The 21,694-nt window shown below is 69.0% G+C and carries 21 protein-coding genes; 8 read left to right on the top strand and 13 right to left on the bottom strand.

From position 1 onward, the window contains the following. Nucleotides 1–30: 30 nt before the first annotated feature. Genes ABTV10_RS18365 through ABTV10_RS18355 form a run of 3 tightly spaced genes read left to right on the top strand, consistent with a single transcriptional unit; the run spans nucleotide 31 to nucleotide 4,115 of the window. Nucleotides 31–1,773, top strand: a complete 1,743-nt coding sequence (locus tag ABTV10_RS18365; RefSeq protein ID WP_499029161.1) for an AMP-dependent synthetase/ligase — start codon at nucleotides 31–33, stop codon at nucleotides 1,771–1,773. Between the two features lie 4 nt (nucleotides 1,774–1,777). Then, entirely contained in the window at nucleotides 1,778–2,845 is a 1,068-nt protein-coding gene (locus ABTV10_RS18360; protein WP_499029159.1) for a phosphotransferase family protein, read from the top strand. 43 nt (nucleotides 2,846–2,888) lie between these two features. Then, nucleotides 2,889–4,115, top strand: a complete 1,227-nt coding sequence (locus tag ABTV10_RS18355) for an acyl-CoA dehydrogenase family protein (RefSeq protein WP_499029157.1) — start codon at nucleotides 2,889–2,891, stop codon at nucleotides 4,113–4,115. Between the two features lie 77 nt (nucleotides 4,116–4,192). Here ABTV10_RS18355 and ABTV10_RS18350 read toward each other — a convergent pair whose 3' ends face one another. The 3 genes from ABTV10_RS18350 to hglS form a co-directional block, all read right to left on the bottom strand. Beyond that, entirely contained in the window at nucleotides 4,193–4,768 is a 576-nt protein-coding gene (locus ABTV10_RS18350; RefSeq protein WP_499029155.1) for a hypothetical protein, read from the bottom strand. Nucleotides 4,769–4,863: 95 nt separating this feature from the next. Continuing rightward, the gene (gene amaB, locus ABTV10_RS18345) at nucleotides 4,864–6,393 is read right to left on the bottom strand and encodes an L-piperidine-6-carboxylate dehydrogenase (RefSeq protein WP_499029153.1); all 1,530 of its coding nucleotides are present in this window, start codon (nucleotides 6,391–6,393) and stop codon (nucleotides 4,864–4,866) included. After that, nucleotides 6,390–7,643, bottom strand: coding sequence for a 2-oxoadipate dioxygenase/decarboxylase (hglS, locus tag ABTV10_RS18340; protein ID WP_499029151.1), 1,254 nt, complete (start codon nucleotides 7,641–7,643; stop codon nucleotides 6,390–6,392). Before hglS ends, amaB begins: the two co-directional genes overlap by 4 nt. A gap of 65 nt (nucleotides 7,644–7,708) precedes the next feature. Between hglS and lat the strand changes: the two genes are divergently transcribed. The 3 genes from lat (at nucleotide 7,709) to ABTV10_RS18325 (ending at nucleotide 11,593) form a co-directional block, all read left to right on the top strand. Then, a complete protein-coding gene (gene lat, locus ABTV10_RS18335; RefSeq protein WP_499029149.1) occupies nucleotides 7,709–9,049 on the top strand; it encodes an L-lysine 6-transaminase in 1,341 nt (446 codons plus the stop codon). 109 nt (nucleotides 9,050–9,158) lie between these two features. Further along, entirely contained in the window at nucleotides 9,159–10,709 is a 1,551-nt protein-coding gene (locus ABTV10_RS18330) for a Rieske 2Fe-2S domain-containing protein (RefSeq protein ID WP_499029147.1), read from the top strand. Nucleotides 10,710–10,789: 80 nt separating this feature from the next. Continuing rightward, nucleotides 10,790–11,593, top strand: coding sequence for a tyrosine-protein phosphatase (locus ABTV10_RS18325; RefSeq protein ID WP_499029145.1), 804 nt, complete (start codon nucleotides 10,790–10,792; stop codon nucleotides 11,591–11,593). 16 nt (nucleotides 11,594–11,609) lie between these two features. On the opposite strand, the gene ABTV10_RS18320 is transcribed toward ABTV10_RS18325, so the two are convergent. From ABTV10_RS18320 to ABTV10_RS18290, 7 genes are all read right to left on the bottom strand, one after another. Then, entirely contained in the window at nucleotides 11,610–11,963 is a 354-nt protein-coding gene (locus ABTV10_RS18320; RefSeq protein ID WP_499029143.1) for a VanZ family protein, read from the bottom strand. 10 nt (nucleotides 11,964–11,973) lie between these two features. Further along, a complete protein-coding gene (locus ABTV10_RS18315) occupies nucleotides 11,974–12,315 on the bottom strand; it encodes a hypothetical protein (protein ID WP_499029141.1) in 342 nt (113 codons plus the stop codon). After that, nucleotides 12,315–12,707 (bottom strand): DUF1707 SHOCT-like domain-containing protein, encoded by a 393-nt coding sequence (locus ABTV10_RS18310; protein ID WP_499029139.1) that lies wholly within the window; start codon nucleotides 12,705–12,707, stop codon nucleotides 12,315–12,317. The genes ABTV10_RS18315 and ABTV10_RS18310 overlap by 1 nt, the downstream gene beginning before the upstream one ends. A gap of 90 nt (nucleotides 12,708–12,797) precedes the next feature. Then, nucleotides 12,798–14,564, bottom strand: coding sequence for an acetyl/propionyl/methylcrotonyl-CoA carboxylase subunit alpha (locus tag ABTV10_RS18305; protein ID WP_499035217.1), 1,767 nt, complete (start codon nucleotides 14,562–14,564; stop codon nucleotides 12,798–12,800). A 230-nt stretch (nucleotides 14,565–14,794) separates the two neighbouring features. Then, on the bottom strand, nucleotides 14,795–16,177 hold the full coding sequence (locus ABTV10_RS18300; RefSeq protein ID WP_499029137.1) for a condensation domain-containing protein: 1,383 nt from the start codon (nucleotides 16,175–16,177) through the stop codon (nucleotides 14,795–14,797). Nucleotides 16,178–16,289: 112 nt separating this feature from the next. Beyond that, nucleotides 16,290–16,700, bottom strand: a complete 411-nt coding sequence (locus ABTV10_RS18295; protein WP_499029135.1) for a SufE family protein — start codon at nucleotides 16,698–16,700, stop codon at nucleotides 16,290–16,292. Then, nucleotides 16,697–17,620, bottom strand: a complete 924-nt coding sequence (locus ABTV10_RS18290) for a sulfurtransferase (RefSeq protein WP_499029133.1) — start codon at nucleotides 17,618–17,620, stop codon at nucleotides 16,697–16,699. The genes ABTV10_RS18295 and ABTV10_RS18290 overlap by 4 nt, the downstream gene beginning before the upstream one ends. A 116-nt stretch (nucleotides 17,621–17,736) precedes the next feature. Between ABTV10_RS18290 and ABTV10_RS18285 the strand changes: the two genes are divergently transcribed. Then, a complete protein-coding gene (locus ABTV10_RS18285) occupies nucleotides 17,737–18,126 on the top strand; it encodes a group III truncated hemoglobin (RefSeq protein ID WP_499029131.1) in 390 nt (129 codons plus the stop codon). 7 nt (nucleotides 18,127–18,133) lie between these two features. Here the strand turns inward: ABTV10_RS18285 and ABTV10_RS18280 are convergent, their stop codons facing one another. Genes ABTV10_RS18280 through ABTV10_RS18270 form a run of 3 tightly spaced genes read right to left on the bottom strand, consistent with a single transcriptional unit; the run spans nucleotide 18,134 to nucleotide 20,639 of the window. Then, nucleotides 18,134–18,778 (bottom strand): Maf family protein, encoded by a 645-nt coding sequence (locus tag ABTV10_RS18280; RefSeq protein WP_499029129.1) that lies wholly within the window; start codon nucleotides 18,776–18,778, stop codon nucleotides 18,134–18,136. Next, a complete protein-coding gene (locus ABTV10_RS18275; protein ID WP_499029128.1) occupies nucleotides 18,775–19,107 on the bottom strand; it encodes an acyl-CoA carboxylase subunit epsilon in 333 nt (110 codons plus the stop codon). Before ABTV10_RS18275 ends, ABTV10_RS18280 begins: the two co-directional genes overlap by 4 nt. Beyond that, nucleotides 19,104–20,639, bottom strand: a complete 1,536-nt coding sequence (locus ABTV10_RS18270; protein ID WP_499035216.1) for an acyl-CoA carboxylase subunit beta — start codon at nucleotides 20,637–20,639, stop codon at nucleotides 19,104–19,106. Before ABTV10_RS18270 ends, ABTV10_RS18275 begins: the two co-directional genes overlap by 4 nt. Nucleotides 20,640–20,860: 221 nt before the next feature. Here ABTV10_RS18270 and ABTV10_RS18265 point away from each other — a divergent pair, with 221 nt between their 5' ends. Continuing rightward, nucleotides 20,861–21,694 (top strand): biotin--[acetyl-CoA-carboxylase] ligase, encoded by an 834-nt coding sequence (locus tag ABTV10_RS18265; RefSeq protein WP_499029126.1) that lies wholly within the window; start codon nucleotides 20,861–20,863, stop codon nucleotides 21,692–21,694.

Raw genomic sequence — 21,694 nt, 5'->3', positions numbered from 1 at the left:
GACCCCTAGTCTCCGAGAGCGAGTTCAAGCATGCGCACACTCCTCGACCTGTTATCTCCCCACGGCAGCTCCGACGAGGACGGTCCCCGCCTGGTCTGGCGAGACGCCGATCTGACGCTCCCCGCCGGCCGGGCTTGGGACGCACCGGTGCCCGGCCCCGATGGTTGGTCCGCGCTCGATGCCGACGCCGTCCGCACACAGGTCGCCAGGCTTGCCGCCGGGCTCATCGCGCTGGGGGTCGGGCCCGGCGAGCGTATTGCGCTGATGATGCCCAACCGCCCCGAGCACTGGATGGCCGACCTCGCGACGCTCCACGCGAATGCCGTCCCCACCAGCTTCTATCACACACTCGCCCCGGCTCAGGTCGCCGATCAGGCCGAACGCGCCGACGTGCGCACCGTGATCATCGAGGGGGCGACTCAGCTCGAGCAGTGGTCGCCGGCGCTGGAGGCCGGCCGGATCGAGCGTCTGATCCTCCTCGACGAGACCCTCGTCGACAACGTTGCCGGTCCTTCCACGGTGACGTCCTACCGCGACGTCCTCGAGCAGGGGCGCGGCCTGCTGTCCAGGAAACCGCACGCGCTCGCCGAACGCACCCGAGAGGTGGCCGGGGACACGCCGGCGACTGTCATCTTCACCTCGGGCACCACGTCGGCGCCCAAGGCGGTGGTGCTGACGCACGACAACGTGATCTCCCACGCCGCTGCCCTCGTCGATGCGGCCGGACTCGGTCACCCGTACATCACGCTGTGTCATCTCCCGTTCGCGCACATCGCGGACCGCGCCATCAGCTACTACCTCGCGCTCTTTCTGCGCGGGACGGTGTACTTCAACCCCGACCCCAGCTGTCTGCCCGCCACCATCCGGGCTGCGCGGCCGACCGTTCTGTTCGGGGTGCCGCGCCTGTGGGAGAAGATCGCCGCCCTCTTGTCGGCACGAGCAACAGACGCCGACACCGAGACCGTCCTCGCGCAGGCAGGACTGGACCGTGTTGTCTGGGCTCCCAGCGCCGGCGCGCCTCTCGCGGCCCACCTGTCCGAAGCCCTCCGCGTAATGGGCCTGCCGCTCGCGGACGTGTGGGGTATGTCGGAAGTGTCCGGCCTGGTCACTACCGTCAAGTTCAGCGAGTCCCGCGTCGGCACCGTGGGCAAAGCGCTTCCCTGCATGGACATCCGGGTCGCCGATGACGGCGAGCTACTGGTTCGCGGTCCGAACGTCACTCCCGGTTTCCTGTGTCCCGACGGCACGATCGCCCCGGTGGTCGACGCCGACGGGTACCTGTCCACGGGCGACATCGGCTCCATCGACGCCGACGGCTACGTCCGGGTCGTGGACCGCAAGAAGGAGTTGATCATCACCAGCGGTGGGAAGAACATCAGTCCGGTGGCCATCGAGTCCGCCCTCTGCTCCTCACCTCTGGTTTCCCAGGCTCTCGCGTACGGCAGCAATCGGCCCTACGTTGTCGCCCTGTTGACACTCGATCCCGACGCCGCACGCGCGCTGATTCTCGGGTCGGACCCGAGTTCGCCGGCGGATTCGGTCGACGTCGGCAGTCACCCGCTGGTCCGTGACGCGATCGGGGCGCACGTCGCCGCTGTGAACGCGCAACTTTCGCGGCCCGAGCAGGTCAAGGCCTGGGCACTGCTCGGCGATCAGTGGACCACTGAATCCGGTCACCTCACACCGAGTTTGAAGATGAAGCGCAGAGTCGTCGAGCGAGCCCACGTCGATGACCTCGACGCCCTCTACCAGGCTCCCCGCACTGGCGCGTGAGCCGATGAACACCGATATCGACACGGCCGACCCCGCCCAGCCGACACGCCTTCCAGGGCTCGACCTGGACAGATTCCGTGCCTGGCTCGCCGAGGCCACCACGATCGACGGTCCGCTGCGTGCCGAGCTCATCGCCGGTGGACGCTCCAACCTGACTTACCGGGTGTGTGACGGGCGCTCGGCGTGGATCCTGCGCCGTCCGCCGCTGGGGCACGTGCTCTCGACCGCACACGACATGGGCCGGGAAGCGACCGCCATGCGATCCCTGGCCGGCACGGACATCCCGGTCCCGACGATCGTGGCAGAATGCCGCGACGACGCGGTGCTCGGCGCACCCTTCTACGTGATGGACGAGGTCACCGGCACCCCCTTCCGGTCGGCCGCGCAGCTTGCCCAGCTCGGACCCCAGCGCACCCGCCGCATCAGCACCGAGATGGTCGAAACGCTGGCCGCGCTCCACCGGGTGGATTTCACAGCCGTCGGGCTCGAAGACTTCGGGCGGCCAGAAGGATTCCTCGGTCGCCAGGTGCGTCGCTGGACCGCCCAGCTCGACGCGTCACGGTCACGCGAACTCGCCGGCGTCGACGAGCTGATCGACATGCTGACCGACACCGCGCCGCCGCAAGTGGACCCGGGCGTCGTCCACGGCGACTATCGCCTCGACAACCTGCTCGTCGACGACAACGACGAAATCCGCGCGGTGATCGACTGGGAGATGTCCACACTCGGCGACCCGATCACCGACCTGGCGCTGCTGCTCGTCTACCACCGGCTCGCCGAGATCTGCGAATCGGACATCGTCGCGGACGCCTCCAACGCGCCCGGATTCCTCACCCGTGACGAGATTCTCGACGTCTACGTCCGTGCCGGTGGCCCCGAACCGCGCGACGGATTCGGCTTCCACCTCGGACTCGCATACTTCAAGCTCGCCGTGATCCTCGAAGGGATCCACTACCGCTACATCAACGGGCACACCGTCGGTGACGGATTCTCGGCCGTCGGCGACGTCGTCGGCCCCCTCATCGAAGCCGGCATCGGTGAGATGACCGCATACCGATCGACGCAGCACTGAGTGCGTGCCCTGTCCCGCGCAAATCCACCCGTCAGGAGTTTCCATGTCCCTGTTCGATCTCTCCGAACGCGCCCGGACGTTGCAGGCCGACCTGCTCGAATTCATGGACGCCCACGTGTATCCGGCCGAGGCGGTGTACGAACACCAGATGCGCGAATCCGGGGACCCGCATTTTCATCCGCCGATCATGGAAGAGCTCAAGGCGGAGGCGCGCAGACGAGGACTGTGGAATCTCTTCCACCCCCATCCCGGCACCGGGGCGGGGCTGACGAACCTCGAGTACGCCCCGCTTGCCGAGATCATGGGCCGCAGCCACCTGGCTCCCGAAGCCTGCAACTGCAACGCCCCCGACACCGGCAACATGGAGGTGCTCGAGCTCTTCGGGACCGACGAGCACAAGCAGAAGTACCTCAGGCCGCTGCTCGACGGGACCATCCGATCGGCGTTCGCGATGACCGAACCCGGCGTGGCCAGCTCCGACGCCACGAACGTGGAGCTGTCCATGCACCGCGAGGGTGACGAGTACGTGCTCGACGGACGAAAGTGGTTCGCCTCCAACGCGTTGCACCAGAACTGCACGGTGTTGATCGTGATGGGGAAGACCGACCCCCACGCGCCGAAACACCGGCAGCAGTCGATGATGGTGGTGCCGATCGATGCACCCGGTGTCACCGTGGTGCGAAACCTCCCCGTGTTCGGTTACCACGACCGCGAGGGTCACGCCGAGATCGTGTTCGACAGCGTGCGCGTCCCGGCCCAGGACGTCCTGAAGGGTGAAGGGGAGGGCTTCGCGATCAGTCAGGCCCGCCTCGGTCCCGGCCGGATCCACCACAGCATGCGGGCCATCGGTATGGCGGAACGCTCGCTGGAGCTGTTGTGCAAGCGTGCCCAGTCCCGTGTCACGTTCGGCAAGCCGATCGCAGACAACGCCAACATCCAGGACTGGATCGCAGAAGCACGCATCGACATCGAGATGATCCGACTGCTCACCCTCAAGACCGCCCATTTGATGGACACCGTCGGAAACAAGCAGGCCCAGACCGAGATCGCCGCTATCAAGGTGGCCGCGCCGGCCATTGCGCTCGGTATCGTCGACCGCGCCATCCAGGTGCACGGCGGTGCCGGCGTCACGGACGACTTCCCGCTGGCGATGACGTACGCGCACCTGCGTGCCATGCGTCTCGCGGACGGCCCGGACGAGGTGCACAAGCGTGCCATCGCGAGGCGGGAACTACGCCGCTACAGTGGTTTTCGGCCCGAGGGGCACTGAGCGGTCCGCGGCCACCCGTCCCCGAAGGTCGGGATGTCCGGCGCGGCGCGCATGGCGTGGTGGGCGCCCCCGTCGCCTCAGCTCGAACCCGAGCTCGACGAGGTCGAACCGGTCCCGTCCGTGATGAACGCGACGCCGGCTGCGGGGCCGCCGTCGGGCAACTGCACCAGTGGGCTGTTGGTGAACGTCAGCTGTGTGTTGTCCCACCGCATCAGGGGGAAGGCGACGTTCTCCTGCCACGTCTCGTGGAGGTTGACGACGATCGAGTTCGCGACGGCGCGGCCCTGCAGGACCCAGAAGGTGTCCGGGGCGACCGCTCCCACGCCGACGAACTTCACCGTGGGGGAACCCAGCACGTTGATGTCGTACACCCGCCGATATTCGGTGAGCGTCGCCATCGACTTCGGGAAGGGGTAGTCGTGGGTCACGATCGCCTCGTAGATCGGGAATCCCGCGTTTCGTGCTGCGATCAGAGTCTGCGTCGTGAGCCCCTGCGGCGCCGCAACGTTCCCGAGGGCGGCACCCGCCGCGACAGCCGTGAGCGGCGCCAGCGGATCCGGTACCGCACCCGCCGGTGCGGTCGCGGCGCCACCGATCGCGACCGCCGCAATGGTCCCCACCAGTGCGCGTCTCGCTGCTGTGTTCATGCTCATGTTCCCCTCCTGATCGACATCCCCTGTGCCGAGATCCGCTGACGCGGCCCCGCTACGTCAGGACTGTCGGGAAAAGGAGTGTGGGCATTACACGGTCAGCCGAACTCCACGCCCTGGGCGAGGGGGAGTTCGTCCGAGTAGTTGACCGTGTTGGTGGCGCGGCGCATGTACGACTTCCATGCGTCCGAACCGGATTCGCGTCCGCCACCGGTCTCCTTCTCGCCGCCGAACGCGCCGCCGATCTCCGCGCCGGACGTGCCGATGTTGACGTTCGCGATGCCGCAGTCGGAGCCGTCGGCGGCGAGAAACCGCTCGGCCTCGCGCTGGTCGGTGGTGAAGATCGCCGACGACAGCCCCTGTGGGACACCGTTGTGCAGCGCGATTGCCTCGTCGAGCGTGTCGTACGTCAGCACGTAGAGGATCGGCGCGAACGTCTCGGCCCGCACGATCGAGGTCTGCGCCGGCATCCGCACGAGCGCCGGCGTCACGTAGAACGACGCGCCGGAGCCGACCCGACTGCCGCCGGTCACGACGACTCCGCCGTCGCCGCGCGCGGTGTCCAGCGCGGCGTGCATGGCGTGGTACGCGGCCCCGGAGATCAGCGGACCCACCAGGACTCCATCGTCGAACGGGTCGCCCACCGCCAGTTGCCGATACGCGTCGGCGATCCGGTCCGTCACCTCGTCGACGATCGAGCGGTGCACGATCAGGCGCCGCAACGTCGTACACCGCTGGCCCGCGGTGCCGGCGGCCGCGAAGACCACGGCGCGCACGGTGAGATCCACATCCGCGGACGGGGTCACCACCGCGCCGTTGTTGCCGCCGAGCTCGAGCAGGCACCGGCCGAAGCGGGCCGCCACCCGCGGGGCGACGGCCCGGCCCATCCGCACCGATCCGGTGGCGCTCACCAGCGCGATCCGTGGATCGTCCACGAGCTGCTCGCCGACGATCGCGCTCCCGAGCACCACGTGGTGCAGACCGCCCGGTGCATCGTGCTCGGCAGCGGCCCGGCGCAGCAGCGCGTCGCACGCCAGCGCGGTGAGCGGCGTCGTCTCCGACGGCTTCCACACCACCGGATCCCCGCACACCAGCGCCAGCGCGGTGTTCCACGCCCACACCGCCACCGGGAAGTTGAACGCCGAGATCACCGCCACCACCCCGAGCGGGTGCCATGTCTCCGACAGCCGGTGTCCGGGCCGCTCCGACGCCATCGTGCGGCCGTACAGCTGCCGCGACAGGCCCACCGCGAACTCGCAGACGTCGATCATCTCCTGCACCTCGCCGAGGGCCTCGGACCGGATCTTGCCCGCCTCGAGCGTCACCAGGTCGGCGAGATCCGACTTGTGCTCGGCGAGCAGGTCCCCGAGCCGGCGCACCATCGCGCCACGTCGGGGCGCGGGCACCGTGCGCCAGACCGCGAACGCGTCGTGCGCGCGTCCCACCGCCGCGTCGATGTCGGCGTACGTGCTGGGGTGCAGGAACGCCAGCACCGAGCCGTCGATCGGGGTCCGCGCCGTCAACGGCGCCGGGCCGGCGTCACCGGCGATCTCGGGAAGTGTTGCGCCGCAACGGTCGAGGGCCGCCATGGCGCGTCCCGCCAGCGTGCCGGTGCCGGGCAGTGTCATGATCCGATTCCTCCTGAGCGTTCCTGCTGCCGTCCGTACAGCTCGTACGGGTCGTGCACCTCGCGTCCGACGACGTCGGCCAGGGTGCCCAGGTCGTACGCCGTTCCGGATTCGCCGGCCGTGGCGGTGGTGTCGGTGTCCAGATTCGACCGGAAGATCCCCGCGGCCGACTTCGGCAGGAAGTCCTCGTAGACGATCGGCTCGCGCACCCCGCCGTGGTACGTGAAGTACGCCGCACCGCGCGTCTCGAGTTCGTCCTCGGACGTCGGGAACTTCTTGTCCCACAACCCGTGCGCGTTCGACGGATCGCTGCCCTGCAGCTCGTCGTACAGCGCGCGGCCGGACGGTGTGAGCGCGATCCCGCGGGCCTCCACCTCGCCGAACCGCACCCGCAGTTCGCCGTCGGTGATCGACCCGTCCAGTTCGACGAAGCTGCGCGGCTCGGCCAACGCCCGGAACGACGTCTGTCGCAGCAGCACCGCCGGCCCGGACCAGCGCGGCGGCCCCTGGATCCGGTCGATCATCGCGATCCCGCGCGCCGACATCCGGGCGTACAGGTCGTCGATGTCGAGCACCCGCGGAGTGAGGTGGTTGATGTGCGTGCTCGACACGCCGCCGATGTCCGCGGCCACCGCCGACACCGCCTCGAGTTCCCGGTACCACGCGCGGTCCACCGGTTCCCCGGACAGCTCGAACACCGCCGTCGCGAGCGAGACGAACCGCTCGGCCTGCGGCTCGTCGAGACCGCCGTCGTCCGCGGCTCGCCGGGCCAGGGCCAGCAACACGTCGGGGAACAGTCGGCGGCGGTGCAGGAACGACTCGAGCCGGTGCTGCAGGTCCGCGTCGAAGAAGCGGCGGTCCGCGGTGGTGAGCATCGAAGTGAACACCCGGAACGGGTTGCGGGCCAGCTCGTCGGGATCGATGGGGCGGAAGGCCGTCGACACCACCGGCACCGGTGGGGTGGCCTCGCGCAGGTCGTAGAAGCCGACCGGGTACATCCCGAAACCGGCGAACAGCACCGCCACGTCGTGCATCTCCGACGGCGTGCCCACCCGGATCGCGCCGTGCCGTTCCGCGGTCACCCGGGCGATGCTGCCGAGCCGCTGCGCGGTGTCCGGATTCGCCGCCAGGAAGTCCGCATTGACCTGTTCGGTGACCTCCACCAGCGTCGTGTAGGCGGGCACCTCGCGGCCGTACATGCGAGACAGCGCCGCAGCGAATCTCGACCGTAGCTCGTGGATTTCGGCCATCGCTCCTCGATCGTACGAGCCTCGATGCCCGGACGGGGGCCGGAATGCTGACGTAGCCTTTGGATATGAGCACCGCGGTCCGCCCCGCGGCCGGTGACTCGGACCTGCCGGCCGGGCGCGTTCACGACGTCCTGCGAGCACACATGCTCACGGACGGGTTCGACCTCGTCCTCGACCTCGAGTCCTCCCGCGGTGTCCACGTGGTCGACCTGCGCGACGGCACCACCTATCTCGACATGTTCGGCTTCTTCGCGTCGTCGGCGCTCGGCATGAACCACCCGGCCCTCGCCGACGACGGCCAGTTCCGCCACGAACTCGCGACCGTCGCGATCAACAAGCCCAGCAACTCCGATGTCTACACCGTGCCGATGGCCCGGTTCGTCGAGACGTTCGCCCGCGTCCTCGGTGACCCGGCGCTGCCGCACCTGTTCTTCGTCGACGGCGGCACCCTCGCCGTGGAGAACGCGCTCAAGGTTGCGTTCGACTGGAAGAGCCGCCGCAACGAGGTGGCGGGGCATGACCCGGCGCTCGGCACCCGCGTGCTGCACCTGACCGAGGCGTTCCACGGCCGCAGCGGGTACACGCTCTCGCTCACCAACACCGACCCCGCCAAGATCGCGCGGTTCCCCAAGTTCGCGTGGCCCCGGATCGACGCGCCCCACCTCGCCGACGGCCGCGACGTCGCGGCCGCGGAGGACCGGGCGCTCGGGCAGGCGCGGCGCGCGTTCGCCGAGCACCCGCACGACATCGCGTGCTTCGTCGCCGAGCCGATCCAGGGGGAGGGCGGTGACCACCACTTCCGGCCCGAGTTCTTCGCCCGCATGCGCGAGCTCTGCGTCGAGCACGACGCGTTGCTGATCTTCGACGAGGTCCAGACCGGCTGTGGGCTCACCGGCACCGCGTGGGCCTACCAGCAGCTGGGCGTCACCCCCGACGTCGTCGCGTTCGGCAAGAAGACCCAGGTGTGCGGGATCATGGCCGGCGGTCGCGTCGACGAGGTCCACGACAACGTCTTCGAGGTGAGCTCGCGGATCAACTCGACGTGGGGCGGCAACCTCACCGACATGGTCCGCGCCCGGCGCATCCTCGAGGTGATCGAGGAGGACCGGCTGATCGACCGCGCCCGGCTGTGCGGGATACACCTGCTCGGCCGGCTCGAGGAACTCGCGGCCGCCCACGACACCGTCACCGAACCCCGCGGACGCGGGCTCATGTGCGCGATCACCCTGCCGACGCCCGGGTACCGGGACCGGGTGGTGACCGCACTGCGGGAGGACGAACACGTGCTGTTCCTCGCGACCGGCGAGCGCGGAATCCGCTTCCGTCCACCCCTGACGGTCACCATCGCCGAACTCGACGCGGCCGTCGACGCGCTCGACCGGGTACTCGCCGCGCTGCGGCCGTAGGGCATCAAGTCCCGAATACCAGGTGTTTCGGCCCACATCCGTAGTGCGAGGCGCGGGTGCGGCGTCAGCTCTCGTTACGATTGTCGCGGTCTATCGAGGAGGCAGACGAGTGCAGATCACCAGCGTCGGACACGCCGGATTCCACATCCAGACCGAAGCGGGGTCGATTCTCTGCGACCCGTGGGTGAACCCCGCGTACTTCGCGTCGTGGTTCCCCTTCCCGGACAACACCGGACTGGACTGGGACGCGCTCGGCAACGTCGACTACCTGTACGTCTCGCACCTGCACAAGGATCACTTCGATCCCGAGACGCTGGTCCGGCACGTCAACAAGGACGCGACCGTCCTGCTGCCCGACTACCCGGTGCCGGACCTCGAGCGGGAGCTCCGGGGGCTCGGCTTCACCAAGTTCTTCGAGACCCAGGACTCCGTCAAGCACACGGTGAGCGGTCCCAAGGGTGACCTGGACGTCATGATCATCGCGCTGCGCGCCCCCGCGGACGGCCCGATCGGCGACTCCGGCCTGGTCGTCTCCGACGGCGAGACCGTGTGCTTCAACATGAACGACGCCCGCCCCGTCGACATGGATCCGATGCTCGAGGCATTCGGCAAGGTCGACATCCACCTGCTGCAGTACTCGGGCGCCATCTGGTACCCGATGGTCTACGACATCCCGGCCGGCACCAAGCGCAACTTCGGCAAGCAGAAGCGCCAGCGCGGCATGGACCGCTGCCGCAGCTACATCGAGCAGGTCGGCGCCACGTGGGTCGTGCCGTCCGCCGGCCCGCCGGTGTTCCTCGACGACGCACTGCGTTCGCTCAATGACGACCACGGCGACGAGGGCAACATCTTCCCCGACCAGATCGTGTTCCTCGAGCAGATGCGGATCCACGGTCACGACGGCGGGCTGCTGATGATCCCCGGCTCGACGGTGGACATCCACGGCGAGAAGGTGACGCTCGCGCACCCGATCCCGGACGCCGACGTCGAGAAGATCTTCTCCGACAAGGCCGCCTACATCGAGGACATGGCGCAGCGGATGGCGCCGGTCATCGCGGCCGAGAAGGCCACGTGGGCGCCCGCCGAGGGCGAGCCCCTGCTCGGGCCCCTCAAGGCCAAGTTCGAGCCGATCATGGCGCAGTCCGACCTGATCTGCGACGGCATCGGCTACCCCGTCGGGCTGGTGATGGGGGACGAGACCGTCGTCCTCGACTTCCCGAACCGCACAGTGCGTGAGCCGAAGGAGGGTGACGGCAAGTACCGCTACGGCTTCCGCATCGCGCCCGAACTGGTACGCACCGTCCTGCGCGACGACGAGCCGGACTGGGTCAACACGATCTTCCTGTCCACCCGCTTCGAGGCGTGGCGCGTCGGCGGCTACAACGAGTTCCTCTACACGTTCTTCAAGTGCCTCACCGACGAGCGCATCGCGTACGCCGACGGCTGGTTTGCCGAGGCCCACGACGACAGCGCCTCGATCGAGCTGGGTGGCTACGAGATCCAGCGCCGCTGCCCGCACCTCAAGGCCGACCTGAGCAAGTTCGGTGTCGTCGACGGCTCCAACCTCACGTGCAACCTGCACGGCTGGCAGTGGGACCTCGAGACCGGGCGTTGCAAGACGTCCAAGGGCCACGAACTGCGGTCGAAGAAGCTGGGCTGACAGGACCCCGCCGACGACACGAACCCGGCACCGAGGAGCGGGAAGAGCCTCGGTCGCCGGGTTCGTCTAGATTCGGGCGCATGACCACTGCGCCTGGCACGAGCATCCCGATCCTGTCCGTCCCGAACCTGCGCGAGATCGGTGGCTACCGCACGCGCGACGGCGCGACGGTGCGCTTCGGCCGCTTCTACCGGTCGACCGATTTGAGCAAGGTCACGGTGGACGACGCGGTGCGTCTCGCCGACCTGGGTCTCGTGACCGTGTTCGATCTTCGGACCGTGTCCGAGCGCGACGCCGCCCCGGACCGGACGCCGGCGTCGGCGCGGGAGGTCCCGCTCGACGTGCTGGCCGACAAGGTGCGCGGCTCGATGGCCGCCCAGCTGCAGTCCGTGTTGGACGATCCGACGATCCTGCAGAAGTTCCTCGGCGACCAGCACGCGATGGATCTCTTCCTGCAGACCTACCGCGACCTGATCACGCTGCCGAGCGCGCTCGCGTCCTATCGCGGGATGTTCACCGACCTTGCCGCGTCGGACGCCCTCCCGGCCCTCGTCCACTGCACGACCGGCAAGGACCGCACCGGTTGGGCCACGGCGTCGCTGCTCCTCCTGCTGGGCGTCGACGAAGACGACGTCTTCCACGACTACCTGCTCACCAACGAGCAGTTGCTGCCGTCGTTCAAGCAGGTCTTCGACAAGTTCGCCGCGGGGGGTGGCGATCCCACCCTGCTCGAACTGGTCCTCGGCGTCCGCGCCGAATACCTCCAGACCGCGCTCGCGCAGATGCGCGAGAGCTTCGGCTCGATCGAGGGCTACTTCGGCGACGGCCTCGGCATCGACGCCGCCGGGCAGGACGCGATCCGCACCCACCTGCTCGAGGGCTGACGCGCGCCCCGGGTGCTCACACCGGAATCCGCAGCGGACGGGCGAGCACCCGGGCGGCCACCAGGCCGATCATGATCCCGACGGCGTCGGCCGCCGCGTCCCAGATCGAACAGCTCCGCTGGATCGGCAGTGCGCCCTGCAGCACCTCCGAGACCGCCGCGAACACCAACAGCGACGCGGCGGTCCACGCGGCACCGATCCGCGCGTAACGCGACGTCAGGGCGAGCGCAGCGAACATCAGGGCATGGGTGACCTTGTCGCTGTTCTCCGGCCCGCTCGGGACGGTGGACCCAGGGGAGAACAGCATCACGAGTACGACGACCGTCGCGATGACGAGCGGCACGTAGCGCTTGTCGAACCTGTCGCGCACGGCGCGCCGCTCAGTGCTCGGCGAGGGTCAGCCCGAGGGCACCCTCCGCGAAGCGTCGAACGGAGTCGATGGCGGTCTCGAGGGCGTCGTCGTGGCCGGGGCGTGCCCAGCCGCTCACGACACCGTCGGATCCGTTCGGGGTCAGGCCCACCTCGGCGAGCAGTTCACCCGTCGTCGGCTCGCACACGGCCCAGGAACAGTGCTCGTCGGCCGCCCACTGGCGGGCGCGCTCGGGGACATAGCCGGGGTCGTCGATCCCGCCTTCCCGGAGCGCGGGGCGGTCGTCGACACGCTCGTCGGCGCGCAGCGCGCGCAGGTACCAGGCCCCGGCATTGATCTCGATCGGCTCCATCAGCAGCCGCCACGTCCCTTCTTGCCGCCGAAGAGGATGGCGGCCGTTGCCGGAATGAGTAGGAAGAAAAGCCAACTGTGGTCGATGGGGACCAGGAAGAACAGCGCGAGCGCCACGAACGGGATCACCGCCATGACGGTGTTGCGCCAGCTCTTCTCGTCCTCGGTCTCGTCCGCCTCGGGTGACACCTTCGCAGGGGCCGGCGGAGCGAGCGCCGGCAGGTCCGCAAAGACCTTGTCGAGCTGGCCGCGCGTCGTGGCCGCGGTGATCTGTCCGCTGCGCTCGTCGAACTCGGTGATCGTGAGCCGGCCGTCGCTGAAATGCCGCGACAACGCCTCGAGTGCGTGCTCGCGTTCGGCGGTGCCGATACGAATCTCCGGAAGGTCGGACATGCCGTAAAGCCTACTGCCCGAACAGCACTGTGCGCGCCCCGCGAATCCGCGGGGCGCGCACAGTGTGAAGCAGTTATCCCTGCCCGAACGTCACTTCAGCTCGGCCAGAACCGTGCCCTGGGTGATCGCGGCGCCGGCCTCGACCGCCAGGCCCGTCACGACACCGGCCTTGTGCGCGGTGACCGGGTTCTCCATCTTCATGGCCTCGAGGACGACGATCAGATCGCCCTCGGCGACCTCCTGGCCCTCCTCGACGGCGACCTTGACGACGGTGCCCTGCATCGGGGCGGTCACAGCGTCACCCGACGCCGCACCCGCGCCGGCACCGCCACGCTTGCGCGCCTTCGGCTTCTTGCGGATCGCGCCGGCCGGAGCGCCGCTCGTGCCGATCGAGAACGAACCGGGCAGCGAGACCTCGACGCGACGGCCGCCGACCTCGACGACGACCGACTGACGGGGGAGGTTCTCCTCGTCGTCAGCGGCAGCGCCCGAACCGGCGAACGGCTCGATCGGGTTCTCCCACTCGGTCTCGATCCACTTGGTGTAGACGTCGAAGCTCTCGCCGTTGCCGACGAACGCCGGGTTCTCGACGATGTGGCGGTGGAATGGGATGACGGTGGCCAGGCCGTCGACCTCGAACTCGGCGAGTGCGCGGGCGGCACGCTGCAGCGCCTGCTCACGGTTCTCGCCGGTGACGATCAGCTTGGCGAGCATCGAGTCGAACTGGCCGCCGATGACGTCGCCCTGGACGACACCGGAGTCGACGCGGACGCCGGGGCCCGTCGGCTCCTTGTAGACGGTGATGGGGCCGGGAGCGGGCATGAAGCCACGGCCGGCGTCCTCGCCGTTGATGCGGAACTCGAAGGAGTGGCCACGCGGAGTGGGATCCTCCTTGATGGTGAGCTCTTCACCGTTGGCGATCAGGAACTGCTGGCGAACCAGGTCGATGCCGGCGGTCTCCTCGGTGACCGGGTGCTCGACCTGCAGGCGGGTGTTGACCTCGAGGAACGAGACCGTGTCGCCCTGGACCAGGTACTCGACGGTGCCGGCACCGTAGTAGCCGGCTTCCTTGCAGATCGCCTTGGCGGACGCGTGGATGCGGGCGCGCTGCTCGTCCGTCAGGAACGGCGCCGGGGCCTCCTCGACGAGCTTCTGGAAGCGGCGCTGCAGCGAGCAGTCACGGGTGCCGGCGACGACGACGTTGCCGTGCTGGTCGGCGATGACCTGGGCCTCGACGTGGCGGGCCTTGTCCAGGTACTGCTCGACGAAGCACTCACCACGACCGAAGGCCGCGATGGCCTCACGGGTGGCCGACTCGAACAGCTCGGGGATCTCCTCGATGGTCTGCGCGACCTTCATGCCGCGGCCACCGCCACCGAAGGCGGCCTTGATCGCGACGGGGACGCCGTACTGCTGGGCGAACTCGACGACCTCGTCGGCGTTCTTGACCGGATCCTTGGTGCCCGCAGCCATCGGCGCGTTGGCGCGCTCGGCGATGTGGCGGGCGGTGACCTTGTCACCCAGGTCGCGGATGGACTGCGGCGAGGGGCCGATCCAGATCAGGCCCGCGTCGATGACGGCCTGCGCGAAATCGGCGTTCTCGGACAGGAAGCCGTAGCCGGGGTGGATCGCGTCGGCGCCGGACTTCTTGGCGGCGTCGAGGATCTTGTCGAACACCAGGTAGGACTCGGCGGAGGTCTGGCCGCCGAGGGCGAAAGCCTCGTCCGCCAGCTTCACGAACTGTGCGTCCGCATCGGGCTCGGCGTAGACAGCGACGCTGCCGTAGCCGGCATCCTTCGCGGCTCGGATGACCCGCACAGCGATCTCGCCGCGGTTGGCGACGAGCACCTTCGTGATCTGCGCGCTGGCATGAGTGGGCACTGAGCCTCCTGTGTTTCGCATGGTCTGTCCCCGTGGTTCACCTGTGGGGTCACCGGCGGGTATCTGTTGGCATCTCATCGGAGTGTATGCATCAATCCGATAGACGATGTAACCGGATAGCGCTTACACATTAAGTGCTCGATTCGGTGCCGCAACCCTACTGACCAGTAGAGGTGCAGTTTGCCCGCTGACGACGCGGCCCGTGTTCAGGCCCCGACGGCCTGTGTGACCGGAACGACATCGGACAGTGCCTGTCGGGCCCGTGCCAGGAAGCGCAGCACGTTCTCTGTCGCGGTCGGCGTCCCCGGGAACCGCGCGGCGATGTTGACGCCGTGCGGGGTTCGGTTCACCCAGACGTAGACGTCGTGCGTGTAGTGGCGGCTGCGCAGAGCGCGCGCCTGGACGTCGGGCCACTGCTGCGCCATCGGCACGAACCGGACGTCCATGAACGACACCACGAACCGCGGGCGGATCCGAGTCGCCAGGACCTCCTCCACCCGGGCGAAGGGAACCTTCGCGGCCGACTTGGTCGACGCCACCGCCTCCGCCGCCCGGCCGGCTGCCTCCGCGAAGTCGGCCGCCCCGGCGATGTCGAACTCGATCGGGGACAGCCCCACGAACCAGCCGAGCGACGTCGCCCAGTGCGGGTCGTTGCGGGTGTGAACGGGAGTCACGGTGCGGAAGACGGTGCTTCCGGTGAGCTCTGCCGACGCCTCCGCGAAACAGGCCAGCACGCCGGCGAAGAAGTTCTGGCCCGCGCGGTGGCACACCGTGTTGAAGGCGGCGGCCTGGGCGGCGTCGAACACCCACTCCGAGACCGCGCGCTGCGCCACCCGCTCCACCGGGCGCGGACCGAGATCGAGTGGGAAGTCGGACAGTCGGCCCTTGCTGCGGACGAAGGCCGAACGCCAACACTCGACCGCGGGATGCCGGTGGTCGACCGTGGACGCGGCGGCCCGCTCCTCGGCCCCGAAGTCGATGTAGCTGCCCGCGGGGACGAGTAGCGCCGGCGGCCCCGCCATCGCTTCGGTGTAGAGGCTCGTGATCTCGTGGGCCACCAGCACCACCGACAGTCCGTCGATGATCGAGTGGTCGGCGGCGAAGAAGACGGTGCACTCGGGTTCCGGATCGGAGTGTTCGAGCGTGACGAACAGATACGCGGGCCAGCGGTGCGGGGAGGTGAGCTCGTCGAACAGGTCGTGGACCCGTTCGTACACCGTGTCGGCGTCGAACTCGTACTCGTGCCGCACCTCGTTGAGTTCGATGCCGGCGGGGTCGATCGTGCGGCGGGTGATGCGGCCGTCGTGGCCGAGTGCGGCGTGGCTCCGCAACGGCTCGTGGCGTTCGATCCACATACCGATCGCGGCACGGAACGCGTCGTGGTCGAGCTGCCCGGGCAGCCGGAACGCCGCGCCCAGCCAGGACTCGCGGCCGTCGTCGTGGGTGCCGTCGGCGGTCCGGCGCAGGTGGGCTTCGTGGATGTACGACGCGGGGCGGCCGTCGTCGACCCAGCCCGTCGTGGCCTCGGGTAACCACTCGGTGAGCATGCCGGGGGAGATCGCGTAGTCCGCGAGCTCGGTGAATTCCATCGTGGAGAATCCAGTCTCTTGTTCCGCCGCGGGTAGCGGCGGTGAACATCGTCACATGAAGGTGCCGGGGAGGGTCGCTCCCCGGCTCAGTCTCGGTTCTGAGGGTGCGCGCTCAGCGGAGGTGCCGCTTGATGCGCGCGAGCATCGCGCTCATGCCCCGCAGGCGCAGCGGGCTCACCGCGTCGGCGAGGCCGAGCGCTGAATAGAAGTCGTCGGGAACCGCGAGAATCGTTGCGGCGCTGTGCCCGTCGAGTCCCTGATGGAGAATCGACGCGAAGCCCCGGGTCGTCGGCGCCTCGGCGGGCGCGCTGAAATGCAGACGCACCTTGTCCAGGTCGCTGCTGTCGACGGCCAGGAACAGCGGCGACTGGCACTCGGGCACCGGCTCCATCGCGCCCTGCTCGAGCTCCGGGGGCAGCGGCGCCAGCTCGCGGCTGAACTCGAGCAACAGCTGCAGCTTGTCCTGACCGTCGACGGCGGCGAAATCGTCGACGATCTCGGCAAGGCTCTCCGGCAGGCTCACGATGCGGCTTCCGGGGTGGAATCGGATGCGGAACCGGGGACGGCCCCCGGCTGATCGCCCTTGACGATCGGAACCCGCACGACATTGCCCCACTCGGTCCACGAGCCGTCGTAGTTGCGGACGTGCGGGTATCCGAGCAGGTGGGTCAGGACGAACCACGTGTGGCTCGACCGCTCGCCGATCCGGCAGTACGCGATCACGTCGTCCTCGCGCGAGAAGTCCGTGTAGATCTCCTCGAGTTCGGGGCGGGTACGGAAACGCCCGTCCGGGGCCGCCGCCCGCGCCCACGGGATCGAGACCGCGGTCGGGATGTGGCCGCCCCGCAGGGCGCCCTCCTCCGGGTAGTCCGGCATGTGGGTGCGCTCGCCCGTGTACTCCTGCGGCGACCGCACGTCCACCAGCGGGCCGTTGCCGAGATGCGCGAGCACGTCGTCCCGGAACGCGCGGATCGTGCTGTCGTCGCGCGCCACCACCGGGTACTGCGTCGGCGCCGGACTGGGCACGTCGAGCGTGGTGTCCCGGTTCTCCGACAGCCACGCGTCCCGCCCGCCGTCGAGCAGGCGGACGTCCTCGTGGCCGAACAGCGTGAACACCCACAGGGCGTACGCCGCCCACCAGTTGCTCTTGTCGCCGTAGATGACGACGGTGTCGTCGCGTTCGATGCCCTTGCGGCTCATGAGGTCGGCGAACGCGGCGCCGTCGATGTAGTCGCGGGTGACCGGGTCGTTGAGATCCACGTGCCAGTCGATCTTCACCGCGCCGGGGATGTGGCCGATGTCGTAGAGCAGCACGTCCTCGTCCGACTCCACCACCTTCACGCCCGGGGCGCCCAGGTTGACTGACAGCCACTCGGTCGAGACGAGTCGCTCCGGATGGGTGTACGCAGCGAACGCGGGATTGGGATCGGGTGCGACGGGCACGGGTGGGCTCCTGAGGCAGGTGTGGGTGGAGGGTGTCCACCACCGATTCTATGTGGTCGCTCGTTCGGTAGCGTGACCGATCTCGCGCGAGCTACCGGCGGGTACTGTCGGGCCTCGTGACGAGCCTCGACGACCGCCGCGGCGACCTGGCCACCCGTGCCGACGTCGATCTCCTGCTGCGCCGGTTCTACGAGCGGGCGCTGGTCGACCCGCTCCTCGCCCCCGCTTTCGAGACGCTCGTGGTCGTCGGCCTGGACGAGCACCTGCCGGTGGTCGGCGACTTCTGGGAGCAGATCCTCTTCCGGACCACCCGCTATCAAGGCCACGTCGTGCTCGTGCACGAGGCCCTGCACCGGCAGCACGGGCTCACCGACGAGCGGTTTCGCCGGTGGCTGGAATTGTGGTGCGAAACCGTGGACGAATCGTTCGTGGGCACCGACGCGGAACGGGCCAAGTCCAAGGCGCACGCGATGGCCGCGGCGCTGCAGCGCGGCCGGGATCAGTAGACCCGGTCTAGCGGACCAGCGAGTTCGCGGCCCACAGCTGGGCCACCGAGACCCCGACCTCGCCGAGCAGGCGCCGCACCAGCGGCAGCCCGATGCCGATGACACTGGACGGGTCGCCCTCGAGTCGTTCGACGAACCAGCCGCCGAGGCTGTCGAGAGTGAACGCGCCGGCGACCTTCAACGGTTCACCCGACGCGAGGTAGGCCTCGAGGTCCTCCGCCGAGGGGGTGCCGAAATGCACCACGGTCCCGCTGTGGTCGGCGACGTCGGCGGTGACGGCGCCGTCGGTGATCCGCAGGACGCTGTGGCCCGTGAGGAGGGTGGCGCTGCGTCCGGCCATGGATCGCCATCTGTCGCGGGCGACGTCGACGGTGTGGGGTTTGCCCTGCAGTTCGCCGTCGATCAGCAGCATCGAGTCGCAGCCGATCACGACGGCATCGCTACATCCCTCGGCGACGAGCGAGGGGACCACGTCGCGGGCCTTGGCCTCCGCGAGCGCGGTGACGACCAGTTCGGGGGCCGCGGACGGACCCAGCCGGTCGATGACGGCGTCCTCGTCGACGCCGGAAACACGGACGGTGGGTTCGACCCCGGCGCCCCGCAGCACGGCAAGCCGAGCCGGGGACGCCGAGGCGAGAACCAATCGGATCACGGGCGCGGCGCGACCGGGGTGCTGAACGAGTACGGGGAGAACGGCGCGTGCCCGCGGTGCATGCGGGTGGGCGCGCCCCACGTCTCGGGCGGCAGACCGTCGCCGACGGGCTCGCCGGCAGCGGCAGCCGCGGACAACACCGCGACGAGCACGGCGACGTCCTCGTCGGTCGGGTTGCCCTTGACGACCCTGATCAGCGGAGACTGCGGGCTCGACGTGACGTCGGGCTCGAGTCCGGCGACAGCTTCGGCCAACGCGGCTCCTTCGAGCGAGGACGCATCCAGCAGCTCGGCGTCGGTGAGAGCTTCTTCCCGGGTGGTCGCTGTCATAGGGGGATGTTCCCATGCTTCTTGGGCGGAAGCGAAACCATCTTGCGCTCGAGCAGACGCAGAGCGGAGACGATCTGTCCGCGGGTGTGCGAGGGCGGGATGACGGCGTCGATGTAACCACGCTCGGCCGCAACGTACGGGTTCACCAGGGTGTCCTCGTACTCCTGCTGCAGCTTCAGGCGCAGCGCGTCGACGTCCTCACCGTTCTTGGCAGCCTCGAGAAGCTGCTTGCGGTAGACGAAGCCGACGGCGCCGGACGCGCCCATGACCGCGATCTGCGCGGTCGGCCACGCCAGGTTCACGTCCGCGCCCATGTGCTTGGAGCCCATGACGTCGTACGCGCCGCCGTACGCCTTGCGGGTGATGACGGTGATCTTGCCGACCGTGGCCTCACCGTACGCGTACAGCAGCTTCGCGCCGCGGCGGATGATGCCGTTGTACTCCTGCTCGGTGCCGGGGAGGAAGCCCGGGACGTCGACCAGGGTGATGATCGGGACGTTGAACGCGTCGCAGGTGCGGACGAAGCGCGCGGCCTTCTCGGACGCGTCGATGTCCAGGCAGCCCGCGAACTGCGTGGGCTGGTTCGCGACGATGCCGACGCTGCGGCCGTCGACGCGACCGAAGCCGACGATGACGTTCATGGCGCGGCCGGCCTGCACCTCGAGGAACTCGTCGTCGTCGAGGATGCGACGGATGACCTCGTGCATGTCGTACGGCTGGTTCGCCGAGTCCGGGATCAGCGTGTCGAGCTCGCGGTCCTCGTCGGTGAGCGAGTCCTCGATGGCGCCGACGATCGGGTCGGACGGCGCCAGGCGCGGAGCCGCGGCCTGGTTGTTGCTCGGCAGGTACGACAGCAGGTCCTTGACGTAGTCGAGGGCGTCCTGCTCGCCGGAAGCGACGTAGTGCGCGACACCGGACTTGGCCATGTGGGTCCGGGCGCCGCCCAGATCCTCCATGGTGACGTCCTCGCCGGTGACGGTCTTGATGACGTCGGGGCCGGTGACGAACATCTGGCTGGCCTCGTCGACCATGACCACGAAGTCGGTCAGCGCGGGGGAGTAGACGTGGCCGCCGGCGGCCGGGCCCATGATCAGGGAGATCTGCGGGATGACACCCGAGGCCTGGACGTTGCGGTGGAAGATCTCGCCGTACAGGCCGAGCGAGACGACGCCCTCCTGGATGCGCGCGCCGGCGCCCTCGTTGATGCCGATCAGCGGACGGCCGGTCTTGAGCGCCAGGTCCATCACCTTGACGATCTTCTCGCCGTAGATCTCGCCGAGGCTGCCGCCGAACACGGTGGCGTCCTGGCTGAACACACAGACGTCGCGGCCGTCGATGGTGCCGTAGCCGGTGACGACGCCGTCGCCGACGGGACGGTTGTCGGCGAGGCCGAAGTTGGTGCTGCGGTGCCGAGCCAGGGCGTCGAGCTCGACGAAGGAGCCCTCGTCCAGGAGCGCGTGAATGCGCTCGCGGGCCGTCAGCTTGCCCTTGGCGTGAACCTTCTCGACGGCTGCTTCGCCCATGGGCAGCATTGCCTGCGCCTGGCGGCTGCGCAGGTCAGCGAGCTTTCCCGCCGTCGTGTGGATATCCGGGGTGTTCGCCGCCTCCGCCGCGGCTGGCTCCTGCACACTGGTCATGGGAAGTGAGCTTAACCAGGTCTCGGGGGCCTGCGTCGAGCGAGGTCGGGTTGCGTTGAATTATTCAACCTAAGCTACTGACGAGTCACTTTCCAAGCGCATCCTAGGCTGGACGGATGTGGACCGATCTGAACCGCCCCCCGCTCGATGTCGACGCGCTGCGACGCGCTCTGGTTCGTGACGCGGGCGGTGATCCGGACGCGTTCTGGTCCCGCCTCGACGTGGTGTCGGAGACCGGGTCCACCAATGCCGACCTGCTGGCCCGTCCGCAGGGTGCGGACTATGCGCGCAGCGTCCTGATCGCCGAGCACCAGACCGGTGGACGTGGCCGGCACGCGCGGCCGTGGGTGAGCGCCCCGCGTGCCCTGGTCACCATGTCCGCGGTCCTCGACATGCCCGGGATGGACCTGGCGGACATCGGGTGGCTGCCGCTGCTGTCGGGCATCGCGGTGGTCGACGCGCTACGCAAGGTCGCCGAGGTCGACGCGGAACTGAAGTGGCCCAACGACGTTCTGATCGGTGGGCGGAAGGTCGCGGGAATCCTCGCCGAGGTCGCCTCGACGGCGCCGGTTCCGACAATCGTCGTGGGCGTCGGGCTGAACGTGAGCCTGGACGAGAACGAGCTGCCGGTGCCTACGGCGACGTCGCTCGCCCTGGAGGGGGCGACCGTCACCGACCGCACCGTCCTGGCGCGCGCGATGCTCCGCGAACTGGCGAGGCGGTGGCGCGAGTGGGAGAGCGCCGGTTGGAGCGTCGACGACCTCGCGGCCGCGTACCGGGAGCGGTGCGGAACCCTCGGTCGCCTGGTACGCGCCGAGCTGCCGGGGGACCGGGAGCTCGTGGGTGTTGCGACCGACGTCGACGTCGAGGGCCGCATCGTGATCAAGGCAGAGGGTGAGTCACCGGTCGCGGTGTCGGCCGGTGACATCACCCATCTGCGTGCTGTGTGA

Source organism: Paraburkholderia sp. RHO2, assembly GCF_050955445.1.
GTDB classification, from domain to species: Bacteria; Actinomycetota; Actinomycetes; order Mycobacteriales; family Mycobacteriaceae; genus Prescottella; species Prescottella agglutinans_A.
This window is presented reverse-complemented; position numbering and strand designations above follow the sequence as displayed.

Bases quoted from the DNA above. Each gene is read 5' to 3' on its own strand.
- ABTV10_RS18360 (WP_499029159.1), top strand. From the start codon at position 1,778: ATGAACACCGATATCGACACGGCCGACCCCGCCCAGCCGACACGCCTT.
- ABTV10_RS18265 (WP_499029126.1), top strand. From the start codon at position 20,861: ATGTGGACCGATCTGAACCGCCCCCCGCTCGATGTCGACGCGCTGCGA.
- ABTV10_RS18275 (WP_499029128.1), bottom strand. From the start codon at position 19,107: ATGACAGCGACCACCCGGGAAGAAGCTCTCACCGACGCCGAGCTGCTG.
- ABTV10_RS18310 (WP_499029139.1), bottom strand. From the start codon at position 12,707: ATGTCCGACCTTCCGGAGATTCGTATCGGCACCGCCGAACGCGAGCAC.
- amaB (WP_499029153.1), bottom strand. From the start codon at position 6,393: ATGACACTGCCCGGCACCGGCACGCTGGCGGGACGCGCCATGGCGGCC.
- ABTV10_RS18350 (WP_499029155.1), bottom strand. From the start codon at position 4,768: ATGAGCATGAACACAGCAGCGAGACGCGCACTGGTGGGGACCATTGCG.
- lat (WP_499029149.1), top strand. From the start codon at position 7,709: ATGAGCACCGCGGTCCGCCCCGCGGCCGGTGACTCGGACCTGCCGGCC.
- ABTV10_RS18315 (WP_499029141.1), bottom strand. From the start codon at position 12,315: ATGGAGCCGATCGAGATCAATGCCGGGGCCTGGTACCTGCGCGCGCTG.
- ABTV10_RS18300 (WP_499029137.1), bottom strand. From the start codon at position 16,177: ATGGAATTCACCGAGCTCGCGGACTACGCGATCTCCCCCGGCATGCTC.
- ABTV10_RS18355 (WP_499029157.1), top strand. From the start codon at position 2,889: ATGTCCCTGTTCGATCTCTCCGAACGCGCCCGGACGTTGCAGGCCGAC.
- ABTV10_RS18325 (WP_499029145.1), top strand. From the start codon at position 10,790: ATGACCACTGCGCCTGGCACGAGCATCCCGATCCTGTCCGTCCCGAAC.
- ABTV10_RS18365 (WP_499029161.1), top strand. From the start codon at position 31: ATGCGCACACTCCTCGACCTGTTATCTCCCCACGGCAGCTCCGACGAG.
- hglS (WP_499029151.1), bottom strand. From the start codon at position 7,643: ATGGCCGAAATCCACGAGCTACGGTCGAGATTCGCTGCGGCGCTGTCT.
- ABTV10_RS18270 (WP_499035216.1), bottom strand. From the start codon at position 20,639: ATGCTGCCCATGGGCGAAGCAGCCGTCGAGAAGGTTCACGCCAAGGGC.